The sequence below is a fragment of the Microbacterium sp. NPDC087591 genome (genome assembly GCF_044743625.1).
GTDB lineage: Bacteria > Actinomycetota > Actinomycetes > Actinomycetales > Microbacteriaceae > Microbacterium.
Window position 1 is genome coordinate 1,123,909 of record NZ_JBIUWU010000001.1, and the last position, 19,971, is coordinate 1,143,879.

General features: G+C 68.4%; 16 protein-coding genes. 6 read left to right on the top strand and 10 right to left on the bottom strand.

Going from position 1 to position 19,971, the window contains the following annotated elements:
* The 3 genes from ACIOVG_RS05215 to ACIOVG_RS05225 all read right to left on the bottom strand — a co-directional run bounded on the left by ACIOVG_RS05215 (position 1) and on the right by ACIOVG_RS05225 (position 4,332).
* Positions 1 to 1,017: an ABC transporter permease gene (locus tag ACIOVG_RS05215; RefSeq protein WP_400869785.1), complete on the bottom strand. Its 1,017-nt coding sequence runs from the start codon at positions 1,015 to 1,017 to the stop codon at positions 1 to 3.
* On the bottom strand, positions 1,014 to 2,558 hold the full coding sequence (locus tag ACIOVG_RS05220) for an ABC transporter substrate-binding protein (protein ID WP_400869788.1): 1,545 nt from the start codon (positions 2,556 to 2,558) through the stop codon (positions 1,014 to 1,016). The genes ACIOVG_RS05215 and ACIOVG_RS05220 overlap by 4 nt, the downstream gene beginning before the upstream one ends.
* A gap of 160 nt (positions 2,559 to 2,718) precedes the next feature.
* Positions 2,719 to 4,332: a PucR family transcriptional regulator gene (locus ACIOVG_RS05225; RefSeq protein ID WP_400869791.1), complete on the bottom strand. Its 1,614-nt coding sequence runs from the start codon at positions 4,330 to 4,332 to the stop codon at positions 2,719 to 2,721.
* Between the two features lie 110 nt (positions 4,333 to 4,442).
* Between ACIOVG_RS05225 and ACIOVG_RS05230 the strand changes: the two genes are divergently transcribed.
* Positions 4,443 to 5,288: a M55 family metallopeptidase gene (locus tag ACIOVG_RS05230; RefSeq protein WP_400869793.1), complete on the top strand. Its 846-nt coding sequence runs from the start codon at positions 4,443 to 4,445 to the stop codon at positions 5,286 to 5,288.
* On the opposite strand, the gene ACIOVG_RS05235 is transcribed toward ACIOVG_RS05230, so the two are convergent.
* Entirely contained in the window at positions 5,272 to 6,435 is a 1,164-nt protein-coding gene (locus tag ACIOVG_RS05235) for a M20/M25/M40 family metallo-hydrolase (protein WP_400869795.1), read from the bottom strand. The two genes, ACIOVG_RS05230 and ACIOVG_RS05235, sit on opposite strands and share 17 nt — an antisense overlap.
* Positions 6,413 to 7,654, bottom strand: coding sequence for an alanine racemase (locus ACIOVG_RS05240; RefSeq protein WP_400869798.1), 1,242 nt, complete (start codon positions 7,652 to 7,654; stop codon positions 6,413 to 6,415). Before ACIOVG_RS05240 ends, ACIOVG_RS05235 begins: the two co-directional genes overlap by 23 nt.
* A 233-nt stretch (positions 7,655 to 7,887) precedes the next feature.
* On the opposite strand from ACIOVG_RS05240, the gene ACIOVG_RS05245 reads away from it, so the two are divergent.
* Positions 7,888 to 8,337: a hypothetical protein gene (locus ACIOVG_RS05245; protein WP_400869800.1), complete on the top strand. Its 450-nt coding sequence runs from the start codon at positions 7,888 to 7,890 to the stop codon at positions 8,335 to 8,337.
* 160 nt (positions 8,338 to 8,497) lie between these two features.
* Here the strand turns inward: ACIOVG_RS05245 and ACIOVG_RS05250 are convergent, their stop codons facing one another.
* Positions 8,498 to 9,661 carry an acyl-CoA dehydrogenase family protein gene (locus tag ACIOVG_RS05250; protein WP_400869803.1) on the bottom strand — a complete coding sequence of 388 codons (1,164 nt, stop codon included), beginning with the start codon at positions 9,659 to 9,661 and terminating at the stop codon, positions 8,498 to 8,500.
* A gap of 153 nt (positions 9,662 to 9,814) precedes the next feature.
* Positions 9,815 to 10,744 carry a M15 family metallopeptidase gene (locus ACIOVG_RS05255; protein ID WP_400869806.1) on the bottom strand — a complete coding sequence of 310 codons (930 nt, stop codon included), beginning with the start codon at positions 10,742 to 10,744 and terminating at the stop codon, positions 9,815 to 9,817.
* A gap of 65 nt (positions 10,745 to 10,809) precedes the next feature.
* Between ACIOVG_RS05255 and ACIOVG_RS05260 the strand changes: the two genes are divergently transcribed.
* Both ACIOVG_RS05260 and ACIOVG_RS05265 read left to right on the top strand, forming a co-directional pair.
* Positions 10,810 to 11,616: an IclR family transcriptional regulator gene (locus ACIOVG_RS05260; protein ID WP_400869809.1), complete on the top strand. Its 807-nt coding sequence runs from the start codon at positions 10,810 to 10,812 to the stop codon at positions 11,614 to 11,616.
* A gap of 1,385 nt (positions 11,617 to 13,001) precedes the next feature.
* On the top strand, positions 13,002 to 13,451 hold the full coding sequence (locus ACIOVG_RS05265) for an HTH domain-containing protein (protein WP_400869812.1): 450 nt from the start codon (positions 13,002 to 13,004) through the stop codon (positions 13,449 to 13,451).
* A gap of 316 nt (positions 13,452 to 13,767) precedes the next feature.
* Here the strand turns inward: ACIOVG_RS05265 and ACIOVG_RS05270 are convergent, their stop codons facing one another.
* The 3 genes from ACIOVG_RS05270 to ACIOVG_RS05280 are packed head-to-tail and all read right to left on the bottom strand — an operon-like array spanning position 13,768 to position 17,214.
* Positions 13,768 to 14,517, bottom strand: coding sequence for a helix-turn-helix domain-containing protein (locus ACIOVG_RS05270; protein WP_400869815.1), 750 nt, complete (start codon positions 14,515 to 14,517; stop codon positions 13,768 to 13,770).
* Positions 14,518 to 14,557: 40 nt separating this feature from the next.
* The gene (gene alr / locus ACIOVG_RS05275; RefSeq protein ID WP_400869817.1) at positions 14,558 to 15,739 is read right to left on the bottom strand and encodes an alanine racemase; all 1,182 of its coding nucleotides are present in this window, start codon (positions 15,737 to 15,739) and stop codon (positions 14,558 to 14,560) included.
* Positions 15,736 to 17,214: an amino acid permease gene (locus ACIOVG_RS05280; protein ID WP_400869820.1), complete on the bottom strand. Its 1,479-nt coding sequence runs from the start codon at positions 17,212 to 17,214 to the stop codon at positions 15,736 to 15,738. Before ACIOVG_RS05280 ends, alr begins: the two co-directional genes overlap by 4 nt.
* Before the next feature lie 291 nt (positions 17,215 to 17,505).
* On the opposite strand from ACIOVG_RS05280, the gene ACIOVG_RS05285 reads away from it, so the two are divergent.
* Together ACIOVG_RS05285 and ACIOVG_RS05290 are read left to right on the top strand one after the other, a co-directional pair.
* The gene (locus tag ACIOVG_RS05285; protein WP_400869822.1) at positions 17,506 to 18,561 is read left to right on the top strand and encodes a homoserine dehydrogenase; all 1,056 of its coding nucleotides are present in this window, start codon (positions 17,506 to 17,508) and stop codon (positions 18,559 to 18,561) included.
* Positions 18,558 to 19,967: an aldehyde dehydrogenase family protein gene (locus ACIOVG_RS05290; protein WP_400869825.1), complete on the top strand. Its 1,410-nt coding sequence runs from the start codon at positions 18,558 to 18,560 to the stop codon at positions 19,965 to 19,967. Before ACIOVG_RS05285 ends, ACIOVG_RS05290 begins: the two co-directional genes overlap by 4 nt.
* Positions 19,968 to 19,971: the final 4 nt, after the last annotated feature.

A 19,971-nucleotide genomic window follows, 5' to 3' on the forward strand; every position in this document is an offset into this window, starting at 1 on the left:
TCAGGCGTCCTTCAGCGTCGAGCGTGGGTCGAGACACACCAGGACGAAGTCGATGAGGAGGTTCGCGACGAGGACGATCAGCCCGTACACGAGCACGATGCCCTGCGCGAGCGGGAAGTCCTTGCTCCGCACCGCGTCCACGATCGTGAGCCCGAGTCCCGGCCACGAGAAGATCGTCTCCACGAGCACGGTGCCGGCGACGAGCGAGCCGAGCACGAGGCCGCCGACGGTGAGGGCGGGGGTCACGAGGTTGGGCAGTGCGTGATTGAGGTAGAGCCGACCCCGCGACATGCGCTTGGCTCGGGCGGTGCGGATGTAGTCCTGCGAGAAGACCGTGAGCGCTTCGACGCGCACGATACGGGAGACCCCCGCGATGAGCCCGATCGACAGCGCGAGCACGGGCAGCACGTAGGAGTTCGCCCCGTCGCGGCCGGCGACCGGCAGCAGTGTCGTCTGCACGGCGAACAGGTACACCAGGGCGACGCCGATCACGAACTCCGGGATGACGGCCACCAGTCCGCTGACCGAGGTGTAGGCCACGTCGAGGCCGGGACGGCGGCCGCCGCGGGTCAGCGCGGCGATCACGATGCCCAGCGGGATCGAGACCACCAGCACGGTCGCGAGCGACAGGAACGCGAGTTCGAGCGTCGCCGGTAGGCGCTGTTCGAGGATCGTGGTGACCGGGAGGTTCAGCGAGAACGAGTCGCCCAGATTCCCCGTCAGCAGTCCTTTCCAGAAGGAGAGGTACTGCTGCCAGAGCGGGTCGTTGAGCCCGAGGCTCTCACGACGGGCCTCGACGACGGCGGCGGTCGCGTTGGTGCCGAGCGCATTGCGCACCGGGTCGCCCGGGATCATGCGCACCATGAGGAAGACCACGGTCACGAGCGCGACCACCGACCAGAACAGGCGGATGACCCGCCGAAGGAGGAAGGCCCCGACGGCCCCGCCCCTGGAGGAGCGGGACCGCCGACCCCGGACGGTCGCCAGGGCATCCGTCCGGGGCAGCGTGGTGGTCATGAAAGGACGCGGATCGCCGCACCGGGCAGGTATCCGCCGACCGGCCGGACGATCGACTCTGCCCCGTTGAAGTACATCTTGAACGGCGTCATCGAGACCGGGACGAGGTCTGCGGCGTCGAACAGTGCGGCCTCGGCGTCGCGCCAGGTGTTGCACGCCTCCTCACCCGCCAGGTCGGCGGCTGCGGTGGCGGCCTTCACGTAGTCCTCGTTCTGGATCCCGGCGAAGTTCGTGCCGTCGGGGGGCACCGGACCACTGAGGTACTGGGGGAAGATCGCCGGTGTGCCCGACTGCAGGATCAGGCCGAGGCTGGCCGTCCATTTGGTCGGGTCCTCTGCGGCGAAGGTGTTGGCGAGGACGTAGTTCTCGTCGCCGCCGTCGAGGGTGACCGTGACTCCGGCGTCCTCCCACTGCGTGGCGACATACTCTGCCGCTGCACTCCGCGAGGCCGTGCTGTTGTCGTAGATGAGGGTGATCTCGGCGCCCGTGACCCCGGCCAATGCCGTGGCTGCAGCCTCGGGGTCGTAGGTCGGCAGAGTCCCGTCGATCGAGTCGTAGCTGCACAGGCTCGGTTCCTCACCGAGCAGCGATTTCGCTCGCTCGCCCTTGCCCTCGGTGAGGATGTCGGTGAGCGTGTCGAGATCGATCGCCTGTGTGAGAGCTCTGCGCACGTCGGCATCGGCGGTGGGCATCTCGGCGTTGTGGTTGTAGATGATCATGCCGGAGATCGTCGGGGAGGACAGCGACGTCAGCTCGCTCAGTCGTTCCTCGTCCTTCCCACTGACGACCGCCGCGTTGAGGCCGCCCGAACGCAGCAGGTTGGCCGCCGTCGACGGGCTCGGCACGATCTTGATGGTCACCGTCTTCGGAACGCCCTCGGTCGTGCTCGTCGTGTCCTTGGGACCCCACTCGTATCCGTCACGACGCGTCAGCGTGATCGAGTCGCCGGCCACCACGTCATCGATCTGGAAGAGACCGGTGCCGTTGCTGCCGGCGGAAAGGCTGGAGGGGTCCGCGAGACCCGCGTCGCACACCATCTGCTGACTGCCGAGGTCGTAGAGCATGAAGGGACGAGGCGACGTGGTCGTGACCGTGAGGGTGTTGCCCTCGGCCGTGATCGTGGCGTCGGCGGGCACCACCGACTCCAGCCGCGGCGACTCGTTGGCCGGATCGAGGATCCAGTTCAGGTTCGCGGCAGCGGTCTCCGCCGTGAACGGCGTTCCGTCGGCGCAGGTGATGCCGTCGCGCAGTGTGTAGGTGACCTCGGTCGGGCTCTCGGTCCAGCTCTCCGCGAGATAGGCCTCGGGCTTCACCGTCTCCGGATCGACATACAGGAGCGAGTCGTAGGAGTATGCGCCCACGATCTGCGCATTGACGATGTTCGTCGTCAACGGGTTCAGATCGCCGGGATCCGAGTTGATCGCGACCGCGAAGGTGCCGTTCTTCGCGAAGCCCTCCGACGACGAGGAAGGGGCGCTGCACGCGGTGGTACCGAGCGCCACGGCGAGGAGGAGCGGGAGTGCATAAGTTCGGGTTCTCATGATTCGGGACCGCCATTGTTCTGAATGGACTGATGGTCCTCACAGTTTCACCCGCGCCCCCGCACCACTCATCGTGCATTCAACTGATGAATCAGGCACGCAGTTGGACGATCAACCTAGTCGACGGGACGCCTGCCCCGGCCACCGGGGGGCGACGCTGTCAGCTCGCCGGGCCGAGCGCCTCGATCCGCAGCTGCAGCAGCAAGCCGAAACGTGTGTCGGGATCGCGAAGGTCCACCCCGGTGATCGTCTCGATGCGCTCGAGCCGATATCGGAAGGTGTTCTTGTGGATATGGACGTCGCGAGCGGCGGCGAGCACGTCGCCGAAGTGCTCGAGCCACGCGCGCAGAGTCGCGACCAACTCGGTGCGGTGCGTCGCGTCGTACTCGCGCAGCACGACGAGCGGCCCGTCCAGCGTGACGCCGTCGGCTGCGAGAAGGTCGCCGATCCGGAACATCAGCGCGTCGATCTGGACATCGGCGAACCTCGCGGCGCGGCGCCCGCGCTGAGGTCGTGAGCGCAGAACCCGCAGCGCCGCCTCGGCGTTGCGTCTCGAGAGCGACAGACTGCTCACCTCGGTCACGACGTCACCGAGGCCGGCGCAGAACTCCGTCGAGGTGTCGAGCCGCCCGACGAACTCTGTCGCGAGGCGTTCGACTGCCGCGACCGCGTGCTCGTCACTGCTGCGGAGGGGCACGACCGCGTAGACGAGGCCTCCCAACGGGACCGCGATCGCGCGGGGGTGTACCGAGCGCAGATGCATACGGAGCGCCGCGGCGGCACGCTGCGTGTCCGACACCGTGCGGATCTCGTCCTCGTCCTGGAGGGGCCCCAGCACCATCACGCACGCGGCCGCTCTTTCGAACCCGAGCTGTTGTGCGGCGTCACGTGCCGACGGGCCTCCGTCGAGAAGCATCATCCCCAGGGACTCGGCCACCCGCTCCGCTGCATCCGCGCTGACCCGTGCGCGCAGCATGGCGAGCCCCACCAGTTGCGCAGCCTCGACCATGCGCAGCTCGCGTTCGGCGTCGAAGGGTTCGGGCGTCACCGCCCAGATGGAACCCAGCACCTCGTCACCCGCCGCGATGCGCATTGCGACTCGCGGCAACGTGTCCGGGGCCGGCTTGGCGAGGAAGATGGGGCGCTCCGAGCCGTAGATGAGGGGGAAGACGCCCTGCGTACGCTGATGATTGCTGTACACCTCCGGCACCTGGAGACCGAGGATGGTGAGACGGCGCGCCTCATCGGTGCCGAGCTGGTTGGCGGAGAATGCCACGACCCGGGAGGAGCGGTCCTCGATCGTGACCGGCGCGCCGAGCAACGCCGACACCGAGTCGGCGAGAGTGAAGAGATCGCGCGCGGTGTCATCGGCTCCCTGTTCGGCGCCGGCCGGACCGAGATTGAGCGCGTTGATGAGCAGGGTCGCGACCTGGACCCACGATGCCCCTCGAACCAGACCGAAGAGAGAGACCTGGCATTGCTCTGCGATCGCCGCGACCTTGCGACTCACCGGGAGCGACTCGCGGACGATCAGCGCTGCGGCCCGCGCCTCTCCTGCCTGGCGCACGAGTGCGGCGAGGTCGTCATCGGTCGCCACCGCCACCGCCAGCACGATCGCGTCCTGCGTGATCTCCGGCGGCTCCAGAGGGTCGTGCAGCACGACGCTCGACACGGGACGCGCGGCCTGTGCTCGCCCCGCTTCGAGCGTGAGCAGAGTCGTCCCCAGTCGCTCGGTGAGCTGCCCCAGGTTGGTCGTGGAGGTCGCGGCCGACATGGGATGAGCGTACAGCAGGAGCCCCTCGATACTGGTCGATCGCACGATCGCCCGTGCGGTCGCCGAAGCGAGAATGGCTAGAGTCCGCCTATGAGCATGAGGAGTCAAGGGTGAAGGTCTACATCTCGATCGATATGGAGGGCATCGCCGGTGTGGCAACCCTCGACCAGGTCGTCCGCGGCGGCACAGGATACGCCAGAGCCCAGGAGCTCATGACGCACGAGGCCAATGCGGCGATCGCCGGAGCCTTCGAGGGCGGGGCGACCAGTGTGCTCGTCAACGACTCCCACGGCACGATGGACAATCTGCTGCACGACCGGCTCGACCCGCGCGCCCGCCTCGTCTTCGGCTCGCCGAAGGCGCAGTGCATGGCTGAGGGCCTCACCGAGGACTGCGATGTCGCCCTGTTCGTGGGTTACCACGCGCCGGCGGGGGCACCAGGCGTTCTGGCCCACACCTTCTCCGCCCATTTCGGCGAGGTGCGAATCAATGGAGCCCGCGTCTCGGAGGCCGAGGTCAACGCGATCTATGCCGCATCTCTCGGCGTGCCGGTCGGACTCGTCACGGGCGACGACGTGATCGGCGCGATCGCCTCCGACGTGTTCGCAGGTGCGACGATCGTGACCGTCAAGACAGCCCACGGATTCTCCGCCACCGACACGGTCGCGCCGAGTGTCGCCCGCGAGCTCGTGCGTGAAGGAGCTGCCCGCGCGGTCGCCGACGCGGCGTCGCTCCATCGCCCCGTCACCGCGCTCCCCCTCACCCTCGAGGTCGACATGCCGTCGCCCGTTGCCGCCGAGCTCGGCGCCTGCATCCCCGGGTGCCTTCGCACCGCGGATCGCACCATCACCGCGGTGCTCGACAACGCCGCGGACCTGTTGGGGCTCATCACCGTTCTCTACGAACTGGCGCAGGGCAGCGAGAACGCTCGGCAGGTGCTCACGAACCGTCGCTGATCAGGTCGCGCACCAGGGCTGCCAGCAGCTCGGTGCGCGGCCGAATCGCGCTGACCTCGGCGTGTTCGTCGCGGGAGTGCGCGCCTCCGCCGACGGCGCCGAGTCCATCGAGGGTGGCGACACCCGCACCGGCCGTGAAGTTGCCGTCCGACGCTCCTCCCACCGCGATCCCCGTGAGCGGCGGATGACCGAGATCGGCAGCGAGCTTCGCCGCACGGGCGAAGAGAGCGGCGGATGCTGCCGCCTCGAGTGGCGGCCGGTTGACTCCGCCGTGCACGGCGAGGGTCGCCCCCTCGACGCCGGGGCGCAATGACCGGATCTCCGCGTCCACCCGCTCCTGCTCGGCGACGGTGGCCGCTCTGACATCGACCGCGACCGTGGCCCGGTCGGGCACCGTGTTCCCTGTCGTGCCGGATGACAGGAGCGTGGGCGTGACTGTGGTGCCGACGGTGGGATCGGCAAGGTCTGCCAGAGCGATGACGAGGTGCGCGACACCGACGGTGGCATTGATCCCTCGTTCGGGCTCCAGCCCGCTGTGCGCCGCCCGCCCGCGCACCTCGAGTTCGTACAACGACACTCCCTTGCGCTCGGTCTTGAGCGCCCCGCCGGGTCCGGCGGCCTCGAGCACGAGGGCGGCACGGCACCCGGCGGCCCTCGATTCGATCAGATCGCGTGAGGTGGCGGATCCGACTTCCTCGTCACCGGTCACCAGGACGGTGACCTGGTCGAGCACTTGGTCACCATGACGGTGTCGGAGCATCGCGAGCGCGTGCACGATCTGCACGACCCCTACCAGCATGTCGAAGCATCCGGGGCCCCGGATGATCCCGCCCTCCACCGTGAACGGCAACTCCGCCAGACTTCCGATCGGCCAGACCGTGTCGTGGTGGCCGAGCAGCAGCACGCGGCTCTCACGGCCCTGCAGCACGACGTGGTCGACCCCGTCGATCCGCAGGATCTCGGGACGCCTGCCCAACCGGCGCTGGATGACGTCGGAGAGGACCACGGCAGAGCGGGCGACTGCATCATGATCGGCCGACGGCGACTCGATCGTCACCAGGCGCTCCAGATCCGCGAGGAAGTCCGCGAGGTCGAAGCGTGAATCCTCGAGGATCTGGCCCGGATCAGAAGTAGGTACGGACGGCATCTGTCACCTCGTATGTGTCTGTGACGACCGGAATGAGCCGCCACTTGTCGAAAGTCGTGCAGGGGTGGGAGACGCCGAGACCCACGAGGTCGCCGACCTCGAGCGAGACGTGCTCCGGGACGGAGACCATCGCGTGCTGGTCGTTGACCCCGGTGACCTGAAGCCCTTCGACAGGCCGTGTGCGGCCGTCGCGGCGGACGGCGAAGGGCAGCGGCAGATCCGCGTCGGTCGAGACGTCGCGACGCCCGGCACCGAGGACCGCGCGCCCCGGCTCCGGGAGCGACAACACCTCGGCCCACACTTCGAGCGCCGGCAACGGCGCCGGATCGTGCCCGACGAACGGCGAAGTGCGTGCGTAGAGGCCGTGGTCGTGCGTGATGTAGCACCCACTGCGCAGCATCACCTCTATGCGACCCCCGCTCCAGCGTTCTCGGAACTCCTCGACGACGAGGTCGAAGTACGAACTGCCGCCGAATGACGCCAGGGAGCCGTGCGCAGGGAGCAGCCCGCGGTCCACGAGAGCGTGGAGCACGCTCGCGGACCACTCGAGGAACTCCGCGGCGTGGCGTCGACGCTCGGGGAGGTCGGCTCCGGGCACGAGTCCTTCGAATCCCTCGATGCCGACGAGCTCGAGGGTGTCGGCGTCGTGAACACCCTGCGCCACGCGAACGGCCTCGTCCATGGAGCGCACCCCTCCCCGTCCGCCGACGTAGCCGAGCTCGATCATCACGCGTTGGGGGCCGAGGTCGCCGTGCGCAGCTCTCGCCCGGTCGGCGAGGACGGCCACCGTCTCGACGGAGTCGACCAGCAGCAGCACCTGGAGCTCGGGGTCCGCCTGCTGGCAAACGGCGAGGTAGGCGAGATCAGCGGGGCCGACGACCGGATTGGCGATGAGGATGCTCCGCACTCCCGCCGCGATGAAGACCCTCGCCTGCTGGACGTTGGCGACCGTCACTCCCCACGCCCCGACGGCGAGTTGCCGTTCGACGAGCGCCGGGCTCATCGTGGTCTTCGCGTGCGGCGCGATCAGCACGTCGTGGCGCCGGCAGTAGTCCCGCATCAGCGCGAGATTGCGCTCGATGGCGGTCTCCCGCAGCGCGGCGACCGGCAGATGGAAGTCGCCCTTCAAGAGGTTCCACCCCTGCGCCCCGGCCTCAGCCAGCGGCACATCGCAGTCGGGGAAAGCGCGATCACGCCAGGTGACCGTGTCGTCCGTCATACCCACTCCTCGCTGTCGCACGTGTCTGTGCATCCGCTCCCAGCCTCCCGCGAAGGAGCCGGCGTGGATTGGTTCGCGAGGCTGAACCCTCGCGCCTCGGTTCGGTCATCCGGCCTATCCCACTCGCCCACTGCAGACAGGCGCGAGGGTCACGAGGAAAGCCGTGTCATACACTCGCCGTGACGGCGAAGCGCCCCGCCGGGCTTCCGCAGCGGCGTGAGGGAGGGGTCAGGATGTTCGGTTCGAAGAAGAAGAAGAAGGCCAGCCTCGAGCAGCTGATCGAGCAGCTCCGACCTGACCTGAGCCGGGAATCCCTCGGCGTCGGACCCGACTTCCCCGGCATCGCCCCCAACCCGCACCTGAGCCGCGCCGCCTCGGAGCGCAACGCGGAGCTGCGCGCAGGGGCGCTCGCGCTCGGCGTTCTCGTCGACTGGCGCGAGATCAACAGCAACCCCCGCGTGGTCATGATGTTCGACGTGACGACCGCCGACGGCGTCGCCTTCCGCGGTATCGCAGACGAGACCCTCACGATCACCGAGCTCACCCGACTCGCTGCCGGGCAGACGATGCCGGTGCGCTATCGGCCGGCCGTCATGGACCACTACGTCGCCCTCGCCCGGGACGCGGACCCGGCCCGCGTGCAGCAGCTCGCCGACGAGATCGCGAGGCGCACGCAGGCCTGACCCCGGTCGGTCGCCGCCCAGTCATCCGCACCCCGCCCGAGCACAACTTCGGATACAGACGGCGACACGCCGCCTCCCCCGTGGGGAACGCGGCGTGTCGCCGTTCATCTCCGAAGCTGTGCACACCCGGCCGAGACACCGGCCCGGCGTGCGGAAACCCCTACCGCTTTCCGGCGATCTGACGACCGACGATCTCGCGCATGATCTCGTTCGTACCGCCGTAGATGCGGTGCACGCGGGCGTCGAGGAAGGCACGGGCGATCGGGTACTCGGTGATGTAGCCGTAGCCGCCGTGCAGCTGCACGCCGGTGTCGAGCACCTCCCACTCGCGCTCGGTCGCCCAGAACTTGACCTTCGCCGCCTCTTCGGCAGAGAGCTTGCCCTGCGAGTAGGCGAGCAGCGCGCGGTCGATGTACGCCCAGAGAGCGTCGACCGTCGTGGCCATGTCGGCGATCTTGAAGCGGGTGTTCTGGAAGTCGATGATCCGCTCTCCGAACGCCTCGCGGTCCTTCGTGTAGGCGACGGTCCAGTCGAGCGCGGCCTGAGCGGCGGCGGCACCGGCGACGCCGATCGACAGACGCTCGAGCGGGAGGTTCATCATCAGCTGCACGAAGCCCTTGCCCTCGACCCCGCCGATGAGGTTCTCCTCGGGGACGAAGACGTCGCTGAACGAGAGCTCCGCGGTGTCGTGCCCCTGGAAGCCCATCTTGTGCAGCTTCTTGCCGTGGTCGAAGCCCTCCATGCCGTTCTCGATCAGCACCAGGCTGAACGCATCCGGACGGTTGCCCTCGCCGGTCTTGACGAAGGTGACGACGAGGTCGGCGGTCGCGCCGGACGAGATGAACGTCTTGGCGCCGTTGACGATGTAGCCGCCGTCGGTCTTCTTCGCCGTGGTCTTGATGCCGCGCAGGTCGGAACCGGCACCGGGCTCTGTCATCGCGAGCGCGCCGATGACCTCACCGGTGGCCATGCGGGGCAGCCACTTCTCCTTCTGCTCCTGCGTGCCCATGTGCACGAGGTAGGGCACGGCGAGGTCGTCCTGGATGCCGAAGGCGCCGGCGAGCGACCCCGCTCCGGCCGCGATGATCTCCTCGTTCACGACCGCGCGGAAGCGGTAGTCCTGCAGCATCCCTGCGCCGCCGAACTCCTCGGGGACCGACAGCCCGATGATCCCAGCCTCGCCCGCCGCACGCATCGTGTCGCGGTCGACCTCGCCGGCGGCGTCCCACCGCTCGATGGCCTCACCGGTCACGTAGCGCTTGACGAAGTCCTTGACGAGGTCGCGGAAGGCCTCGTGATCCTCTTCGTAGATGTCGCGTTCCATCGCGTCCTCCTGAACGTCTCGTGCGTCTTTGCTCCCGAGAGTCTATGTCCGGAGCACGGTCGAGGACAGGTCATTGTGAGAATGCATCCCACATGTGGTGACACTGGGTACCGCGATTGTCGGATGCCGCAAAGCGGCCTCGTGCGCCGGGATTCAGTGCCCGTAGTCGGGAGCGGCGGGGAGCCCGAAGAACTCCTCGAGCGTGTGGAACCCGCCCTCGTGGTAGGCCGCGGCGAGCTCGACGCCGACGTAGCGGAGGTGCCAGGGCTCCGGTGCGTACCCGGTGACGGCGGTGCCGACGTCTTCGTAGCGCACCACGAATCCGTACTCCCACGCGTGCTCGGCGACCCAGGCGCTCTGCGCGGTGGCCCCGAAGCCGTCGAGCCCTCCGCACTGCGCATCGCACGCGACGACATCCAGCGCGAGGCCGGTCTGGTGCTCGCTGTGGCCGGGGCGAGCGGATCCGGCATCCGCCTCCTGCTGCCCCTGCGAACGCACGTGCGCGTCGTAGGTCGACACCTGCAGCCCGTACGAGCGATAGCCGTTGTTCGCACCGACCCTGCCGACGCCCGCGGCGGTCGCGCCCTCTGCCATCGCGCCCACGGCACCGGCGACATCCGCGCGCACCTGACCCGAGAGCGTGGTCATCTGCAGCGGCACGCTGTCGAGGTTCTCCGGCGTGTAGTCCGCCGGCTCCAACGGACGCGCCTTGTTCACGACGACCCAGATCCGTGCGGGATCGCTCAGCGAGATGCAGGGCGCATTGCCGGCCACGACCGCGTCGCGGAAGCTCGCTCCCCCGCCGAACCCGGCGATCACCGCGGCATCATCGCCGTCGCCGAGCGCCTTCTGCACCGCGGGATCCGTGCAGGGGTCTGCGGCCGTGGTCGCCCCGACGACTACGGAGGGCACCTGCATCGCCGTCACGGGTTCGGGCATGGTCGGCTCCGCCGCCGACATCACCGGCGTGGAGGCGATGGACAGCAGCATGCCGATCGCGGTCACCGCGATGCCGATCGGCAGGGCGGGTCCGCGGATCGGGGAGCGCGGGGCCGCATGCTGAGCGTGCGGCGTGAAGGGCATTGACCCATTGTCTCCCGTCCGCGCGGATGACACCACCGCGGCCAGCGCAGCGGTAGCCTCGATTCATGCCGTCCCGCTCCGATGCCCCTGCGCCGTCGAGCAGCATGGGCCGCGGTCTCGACGTGCTCACCACGCTCGCCGCGCTGGTCAGGGACGGGCAGCAGACCACGGTGAGCGAGATCGCCCGCGCGCTGGGACGCGAGCGCTCCCAGGTGTCGCGCACGCTCGCGACCCTCGACCGATCCGGTCTGGTCGAGCGGCGCGCCGACCGCTCGTTCGCTCTCGCCTGGGGCTGGTACGCCGCCGCCCAGGAGCTGACGGCGCAGAGAGTGCGCACGCACGGACTCGCGGTGCTGGAGAGCCTCTCCTCGCAGCTCGGCGAGGCCGCGTTCCTGAGCGAGCTGCAGGGCGACGCGACGCTCACGACGCTGGAGAGCCTGCCGTCCGCGTCCCGCATGATCGGATCGTGGATCGGCCGCGCGTACCCGGCATACTGCAGCGATGCCGGGCGCGCGTCACTGTGGGATGCCTCGGAGGACGAGGTGCGCGCCGTGTTCGCCTCGACAGAGTTCACTCCCCAGGGTCCAAACACCCCGACGTCGGTCGATGACTTCCTCGCCCGCCTCGACGACGACCGCCAGCGCGGATTCTCGATCGTCGACCAGGAGGCGGAACCCGGCCTCTACTCGGTGGCCGCACCCGTGTGGGATTTCCGCGGCGAGGTCGTCGGCGCGGTGCAGGTGGTCGGCACGCGCGCGGCGCTCCATGCCCGCACCGCCGAGTGCGGAGATGCCTGTGCGCGCGCCGCCGCTGACCTGTCGCGACAGCTCGGCGCACCCGCATCACAACGCTCCTCAGCGGCCGCCCGCTGACGCTCGAGGGCCGCCGCACGATGATCGCGTTCCTCGATATGCATCATCACCGCGGACGGTACGCGGATCGCGCCAACACCCGGTTCCGGCGCTGCTCGCCATGACAGATGGGTCCGTCCAAGAAGCGGAGCTGGCGCTGGGAGACATGCTGATCTTGTCGGCGGCGCACCCCTACGCCCCGCGGATGTCGTTCTGGAACGAGACCTCGGTTGCGACAAGGCAGTTGCTATCAAGGATTAGTGCTAGCACGTCGAGGCTCGTGTAATGCCATACGAGCCGCCCTCGAGGGCGGCTCGTTGACGGGCGTCGCTCTGAAACCAAGACCCGCCCCCGCGACGCCATCCACAATTTCTTGATCTGCCACACCATCGTCACGACAGCAAGAACGACGGAGAGAATATCGAGGATGCTCGCGGGGTCGGCACGACTTTTGAACATGGACCCGGAGTGTTCTGAGCATGGACCCAGAATGATCAGTGATCCCTTTGTGATCGTCTGGACCACCTGTCTGGAATCGTCGCCCCTGATTCCTGAGAATGGCACGCCAGTCCATGTTCGGATGGCACACCCTGTCCCCCAAAAGGCCTACATACTCGCGGTCCGGCCGCGTCTAGGTTTGGGCGGAAGGCAGATCTACCGGCACAAATTGGTGGCCCACTAGTGCGACCCTCGCCAACCAATCGAGGAGTGGAAGACGATCCTGGGTCCGCCCGGTCTTGCTGTTGTGCATTGCGGCACAGCAGCTCCGCACGAAGGAGAACCATGAAAAGGAAGAGATCAATCCTCGTAGTCGTGGGCGTTGCTGCCCTCACATTCTCAGCGTGGATACCTACCGCTGCAGTCGCTTCCGCAAAGGGCCCCGCTTCGCCCACGCTAGCGTCGGAGTCGAGCGGAGAGGGTGTTTACGACCTTGTCGTCAACGGCCAATCCAAGAGCCTCGACGAAGGGGAGGTGGCTATATTTCCCCTCCAAGCGATTCAGCCGGCAACGTCGCCGGGCACAGTCTCGCCGATGGTGGTCTACCCAGGAAACGGAGGAACAATCACAGTGACGGCCAGCAAGGGTACCTACAAGTGGAAAGTGTCTGCTCCGTGCGCTACCAGCTTCCTGGGCTCATTTAGTGTCACAGATCTCTCCAGCGGATTCGGCGGCGGAAAAACCCTAGCAACCAAATTCTCGGGATCCGCTCCCACAAGCAGGCTCTGGAACCACAGGTACTCGGGTACGTTGACGGGCACGGCCTCCAACGTCTGGGGCCCCTGTGCCTTCACGGGGCCGAACAACACTCTCTACACGTATCAGGGCGGCTAAGTTGTAGCGGGGGACATGTAGGGTCAGACCCATCACGTTCCCCCCGCGAACCGTCATGCGAAGAAGGGACTGGAATGACGATGCAGGGACCGGACATCGCGGCCGAGTTGAGACAACTCATCGCGACAGAGCACATCTCAGAGGATGCTCTGCACTCCTTGACGCAGATTCAGCAAGGACGGCTGCAGGTTTTCCTGAGAGAAGACTCGCCGAGTTCTCGAGGTCTGACGGTCGATGAGCAGCCTCTTTCGCCGGAGGAGAATGGTCGCATTGCGACTCTCGTTGCGCAATTGACCTTCGGACTCGACATCGACGATGATGAGCGTCTTCGAGCGATCATGGAGACGCTGACGACCGTGTGCAGCCTCACCGTTCACAACATCGCCAATCTAACGAGGCTGGATGTCGCAGATCTCCAGCAATGCCTCAAGGCACCCCGGTCGCTTCCGGCCGAAGCAAAGTACGCGATTGCTTTGAGGACCTCTTACCTGATTAGCGCTGCCACTCAGGCACGTGCGCAGTAGAGAGAGTATCGACCCGACGGCGAAAGGCCCAGCGGGTGCGCCGGATCATCTCGGAGTCGTTTCAGGTCGCCGCAGCCAATGGCTGGTGGTGTCGATGCGCTGCTCGATAGGCGCTGGCGCGAGAATTGTTGAATAGACCGGCGACCTCGAGAACGGTGTCAGTTCGCCGTCCTCGAGGTGGCGCGCGTGATAGCACTTCGAGCTCGTCGGCGCCACGGGAGCGTCGGCCGTGCATGAGGTGGCGCTCGAAGTCGGTGGAGACGGCCTTCATGCGCCCGTTCAACCAGGCCATGAAGCCATCCGTCGCGGGCTGACCCTACTCGACGTCGGCCGCGGTCGTGAGCTCGCACGCGAACTGCGTCAGCAGTGCACGGGTCTCGCGCGTCGCACCCTTCGGCCGGTGCCGTCCGCGCACCGCGAGCGAGGCGATGACCTCGTCCCCGCGGCGGATCGGGAGGGCGAACTCGTCGATCCCCTCGTCGTACTCCTCGGATGCCGAGATCAGGCCGTCGGCGAGATCGCGCTCCTGCATCGCGCGCACCTCGTGGGTCGAGCGCGCAGCCGTCGGGCCGCCGACGCCGATGAACTGCACGCCGTCGAGCAGGCTCTCCAACTGCGCGGGCGTGTGGTCCCACAGCAGCGCGCGCCCGGCCCCCGTGCACCAGATGGGCGTCACCAGGCCCGCGCGGATCGAGCGGTCGGAGCCGTCAGCCGACCGCTCGTAGCGCAGCAGCACGCCGCGCGCGCCGTCGGCGACCGTGATCAGCGCATTGACCCCGAGCTGCGAGGCGAGCGCGCGCAGGGCGACCCGTGATGCGCGGAGCCAGGCCGCGTTGAGCACGGCAGCCGTGCCGAAGAACTCCGGCCCTGCCGAGAACAGCGAGTCGTCGTCGCGGCGGAGGAACTGCCGCGACCGCAGCTCCTGCGTGAGCCGCGAGACACGGCTGCGCTCGATGTCGGTGTGCTCGGCCAGCCGAGAGGCGTTGAGACCCGGTCGGGCGCGGCGCTCCTGCTCGACCGCCGCGTCGAGAAGGCTCAGCCCCTGCACAAGAGAAGAAGACGCCACCGCCACCCCTCCTCTTCTGCCGGTCGAGACCTCGGCCATCCTATCCGGCAGCCACGGCGACCCCGACAGCCACGGAGGGCCCGGCGGCCCCGGCAGGCCCGGCGCCCCCGACGGCCCGCCGCGGCAGGAGCCGCCCCCACGCGACGTAGAGGTCGGCGGCGATGCTGCCGTGCGCACGGGCGACATCGGCGGAGGTGATCGCCTGGTCGCGCTGTGCGCCGAACAGCACGACCTCATCACCCGGCGCGGCCCCGGCGATGTGCGAGACGTCGACGAGGAAACCGTTCATCGCGATGCGGTCGACGATGCGCGCCCGTTCTCCCCGCACGAGCACCTCACCGGTGCCGCTGAGGCTGCGGTGGAAGCCATCGGCGTACCCCAGCGGGATCAGCGCGAGGCGCGCATCCGCGTCGAGGCGGTGCCAGCGGTCGTACCCGACGGTGCTGCCACGCGGGTAGGAGTTGATCGCAGCGACGCGCGACACGACCCTCATCGCCGGGCGGAGCGCGCCACCCAGGGCGTCCGTGTCGCCGTAGATGCCGGCCCCGATCCGCGCGAGGTCGAACCGGGACTCCGGTGCGTGCAGCGCCGCGAAGGTGGTGGCGCAGTGCCGGGCCACCGCGTGCGCGGCGGATCCGTCGAGCACGGCCCGAGACTGCGTGTCGAAGCGCGCGCTGCCTGCGACGACATCCGCATCGTCCTCGCACGGGAAGTGAGAGCAGACGCCGACGATGTCCAGCAGCGGATCCGCGAGCACGCCGCGCGCCACACGAAGCCCCTGCGGATCGCCCACCTCCAGCCCGTCGCGGCCGAGTCCGGTCGAGTTGAGCGAGAGGTGCCCGCGGATCCGGGTGCCCCGCGCGGCCGCGACACCGCTCACGATCCCGGCGTGCTCAGCCCCGCCGATCCACTCCTCGATGCCGAAGCGGATGCCGTCGTCGACCTCGTCGCGACCGGCGGGCCGCACCCGCATCAGCCGTCCGGCGAAGCCGCTCCTCCGAACCGCAGCGGCGTCCTCGTTCGAGGCGACGCCGATCATGCCGACCTGTGCTGCCGCGAGCAGCGGTGTCACGATGTCGATCCCGTGCCCGTAGGCGTCGGCCTTCACGACCGCGCAGAACTCGACCTGCGAGCCGAGCGCTGCGCGGATCGTGCGGACGTTGTGGGCGATCGCACTGCGGTCGATCTCCACCCACCCGCCTGCGGGCACGGGAGGTGTCATGCGTCGACGGGTGCGGCTTCGCGGTCCTCCACCACGTCACGCCGGCCCTTGCGTCCGTGCCGCCACCAGAAGTAGAGGTAGCAGGCACCGACGAACGGGATACCGAAGTAGAGAGCGGCGACCTGGTTCGGGTCGAACGCGATCGCGATGATCGAGATGAACAGCAGCGCGAAGGCGACGATCGGCAGCGCCGGATACAACGGCGTGCGGTAGGCGAGGTCGGCCACGCGTCCCCCCTCGCGCACGAACGTGCGGCGGTGGAAGAACTGCGAGGCCACGATCGACATCCACACCGCCACGACCGCGAATCCGGCGATCGAGACCAGCACCAGGTACACGGTTCCGGCCGCGATCACGCTGGTGAGCAGCGACACCAGGCCGATCAGGATGCTGACGCTGAGGGCGATGAGCGGCACACCGCGCTTCGTGAGGCGCGTGAACGCCTTGGGCGCGTGACCCTCCTCCGCGAGCGAGAACAGCATGCGCGCGCAGGAGAAGAGTCCGCTGTTGCCGGCGGAGAGGAGGGCGGTGATGATGACGAAGTTCATGATGTCGGGCGCGTACGGCACGCCGACGTACTGGAAGACATCGACGAACGGGCTGCTGGTGACGCTGGCCTGGTCGTAGGGGAGGATCGCGGCGATCACCGCGATCGCACCGACGAAGAGCACGACCAGGCGCAGCACGGTCGAACGCAGCGCCCGCGGGATGTTCTTGGCCGGGTCCTTGGTCTCACCCGCGGCGACGCCGATGAGCTCCGAGCCGCTGAAGGCGTAGAACACGGCGAGTGCGGTGACGATCACACCGCTGACCCCGTTCGGGAAGAGCCCGCCGGGGGTCTCGAAGTTGCTGAACAGGATCGCGGGCGGATGCTCGGCCGACAGGGGCGTGAAGCCGAAGATGGCCGCGCCGCCCAACACGATCAGGGCGACGATCGCGACGACCTTGACGAGCGAGAACCAGAACTCGGCCTCACCGAAGACGCGCGCCGAGATGGCGTTGAGGAGGAAGAGAACGGCGGCGAAGATCAGGCACCACAGCCAGACCGGAACCCCGGGGAACCAGCGCTGCATGAGGATGCCGGATGCCGTGAACTCGGAGCCCAGCGCGACCACCCAGCACAACCAGTACAGCCAGGCGGTCGTGAAGCCGGTCGCCGGCCCGATCGACCGCGCCGCGTAGATGTGGAAGGCGCCGGAGACCGGGTAGGCGACGGCCAGCTCGCCGAGGCACGCCATGACGAGGTACACGACGAATGCGCCGATCAGGTACGCGATGATCGCGCCGAGCGGGCCCGCCTGCGAGATGGTGTAGCCGGAGCTGAGGAACAGACCGGATCCGATCACCCCTCCCAGCGCGATCATGATCAGGTGCCTGGCGTCCATGGTGCGCTGGAGGCGCCGCAGGGGCACCTGCGTCGCGGTCGTGTTCGGCAGGGCGTTGGGGAGGGACTTCTCCCCGGGAAGTGGCGTCATCAGAACTCTCAATCGGGTTTGATATGTGCATCATATTCACATCAATGTGCCAATGACGCATTGCTTCGGTCGGATGCCGGGACACTATCCCGTCCGTGAACCGCTCCACAAGAGGCCATCAGCGGATTCATGCGCTGCGCGGCGAGCGCGGGCGATCCGTTCGCCGCGCAGACATTCCGGCAGTCCTCCCTGCCGTTCTGACAGGCGCGCACGGACACGACCCGAATCGAGGATGGTTCCATGTCCGCGCGGCGACGCCGGCGACAGCCCCTGCAACGAAGGAGAACCCCGGTGACTCACCACGACCTCGCCCTCATCGGCTTCGGAGGCGTCAACCGCGCCCTCGCCGAGATCATCCGCGACCGCGGCGAGACTCTCGCCGACGAGCTCGGCTTCAGCCTGCGCGTGGTCGCGATCACCGACCTGCGCCTCGGCTCGCTCATGCAGAGCGACGGCATCGACCTGCACGCAGCCCTCGCGATGACGGGCTCCGACACCTTCGCCGGCATGCCGGGCGGCGATGCGGAGCCGCGCAACGACCACGTCATCCGCCACACGACGGCCGATGTCATCTCCGAGGCCACGTTCACGAACCCGATCGACGGCGAGCCTGCGATCTCGCACGTGCGCGCGGCCCTCGAGAGCGGCAAGAGCGTCACCACGACCAACAAGGGCCCGGTCGCGCTCGCGAGCGCCGAGCTCAACCGCCTCGCCGAGGAGAACGGCGCCCGCTTCGAGTACGAAGGCTCCGTGATGAGCGGCACCCCGGTCCTCCGGCTGGCCGGCGAGACCCTCAAAGGCCTCCGCATCTCGCGCATCCAGGGCATCCTCAACGGCACGAGCAACTTCGTGCTCGGCCAGATGGAGGCGGGCAAGTCGCTCCAGGATGCCGTCGCCGAAGCCCAGGCGCTCGGTTATGCCGAAGCAGATCCCACCGCCGACATCGAGGGATCCGACGTGCAGCTGAAGGTCGTCATCCTGGCCAATGAACTCCTGGGCGCCGACCTGACCACGGCCGACGTGCCGCGCACCGGCATCACCGGCATCACGGCGAGCGACGTCATCGCGGCGGCCGCCGCCGGCGAGCACTGGAAGCTCATCGGCACGGTCGAACGCGATGAGTCGGGCGTCGTCACCGCGTCCGTGCGGCCGCTCTCGCTGGGCGCCGACCACCCGCTCTCCGGCATCTCGGGCGCCACGAACGCCGTCGCCTTCACGACCGACCTGCTCGGCACCGTCACGATGTCGGGCCCAGGCGCTGGGCGCATCGAGACCGCGTACGCCCTGCTCTCCGACATCATCGCGATCGACGCCCACCAGAAGTCCTTCGCCGGAGCACTGCGATGAGCGTCGCGACGATGGAGGCGCCGGTCACGCAGACCCCGCTGCTGGAGGTCCTCGACCCGTACAACGGCGAGGTCATCGCCCGCCTGGCGCAGCACTCGGTCGACGACGTCGAATCGATCATGGCACGCGCCCGGGTCGGCTCCTCGCTGTCGCGCGGACTCACCCGGTTCGAACGGCACCGCATCCTCGATCGCGCCGCCCGCATCCTGGAGGGACGCGCGGAGGAGGCGGCGACACTCATCGTGCGCGAAGCAGGCAAGACCATCACCCAGGCGCGCAAGGAGGTACGCCGCGCGGTGACCACGATCTCGTTGTCGGCCGAGACCGCTCGCGCCTTCGACGGCGAGGTCATCCCGTTCGACGCCTACGAGGGCGCAGCGAACCGGCGCGGCTGGTACACCCGCGAGCCGCTCGGCGTGATCCTCGCGATCACTCCCTACAACGACGCGCTCAACCTGGTGGCGCACAAGATCGGCCCGGCGATCGCGGGCGGGAACGCGGTGATCCTCAAGCCGTCGCAGTTCACGCCGCTGACCGCACGGTTCCTGGTCGAGGTGCTGCTCGAGGCCGGACTCCCCGACGAGATCATCACCACGGTGCACGGCGACCGCCACGTGGCGCAGGCGCTCGTCGCCGTGCGCGACATCCGCATGGTGTCGTTCACCGGAGGGTTCGCGACCGGAGAGGCGATCGCCCGCACCGCCGGGCTCAAGAAGCTCGCGATGGAACTCGGCGGCAACGCCCCGGTGCTGGTCTTCGCGGATGCCGACATCACGGCCGCGGTCGAGGCGTGCGTGTCGGGAGCATTCTGGGCGGCAGGGCAGAACTGCGTCGGCGCGCAGCGCATCCTGATCGAGCGCTCGGTCTACGACGAGTTCCGCGACCGTTTCGCCGCGCGCACCTCGACTCTGCGCGCCGGCGATCCCACCGATCCGGCGACCGATGTGGGGCCGATGATCTCGGAGGCAGCGGCGATCCGCGCCGAACGCGTGGTCGACGACGCCGTGCGCTCCGGCGCGCGCGTCCTCGCCGGGCACCGCCGGGAGGGCTCGGTGTACTGGCCGACCGCGGTCGAGAACGTGTCGCTGACGTGCGAGCTCTGGAGTGAGGAGGCGTTCGCGCCGGTCGTGATCCTGACGCCGTTCGACACCGAGGCCGAAGCGGTCGCCGAGGCGAACAGCATCGACTACGCGCTGCACGCCGGAGCCTTCACGTCTGACCTCACCCGCGCGCTGCGCGTCGCCGAAGCGCTCGATGCGGGCGGCGTGATGATCAACGACTCCTCGGACTACCGCATCGACAGCATGCCTTTCGGCGGTTCCAAGTACGGGAGCATGGGCCGCGAGGGCGTGCGCTTCGCATACGAGGAGATGACGCAACCGAAGGTCACCTGCATCACCACCTGAGATC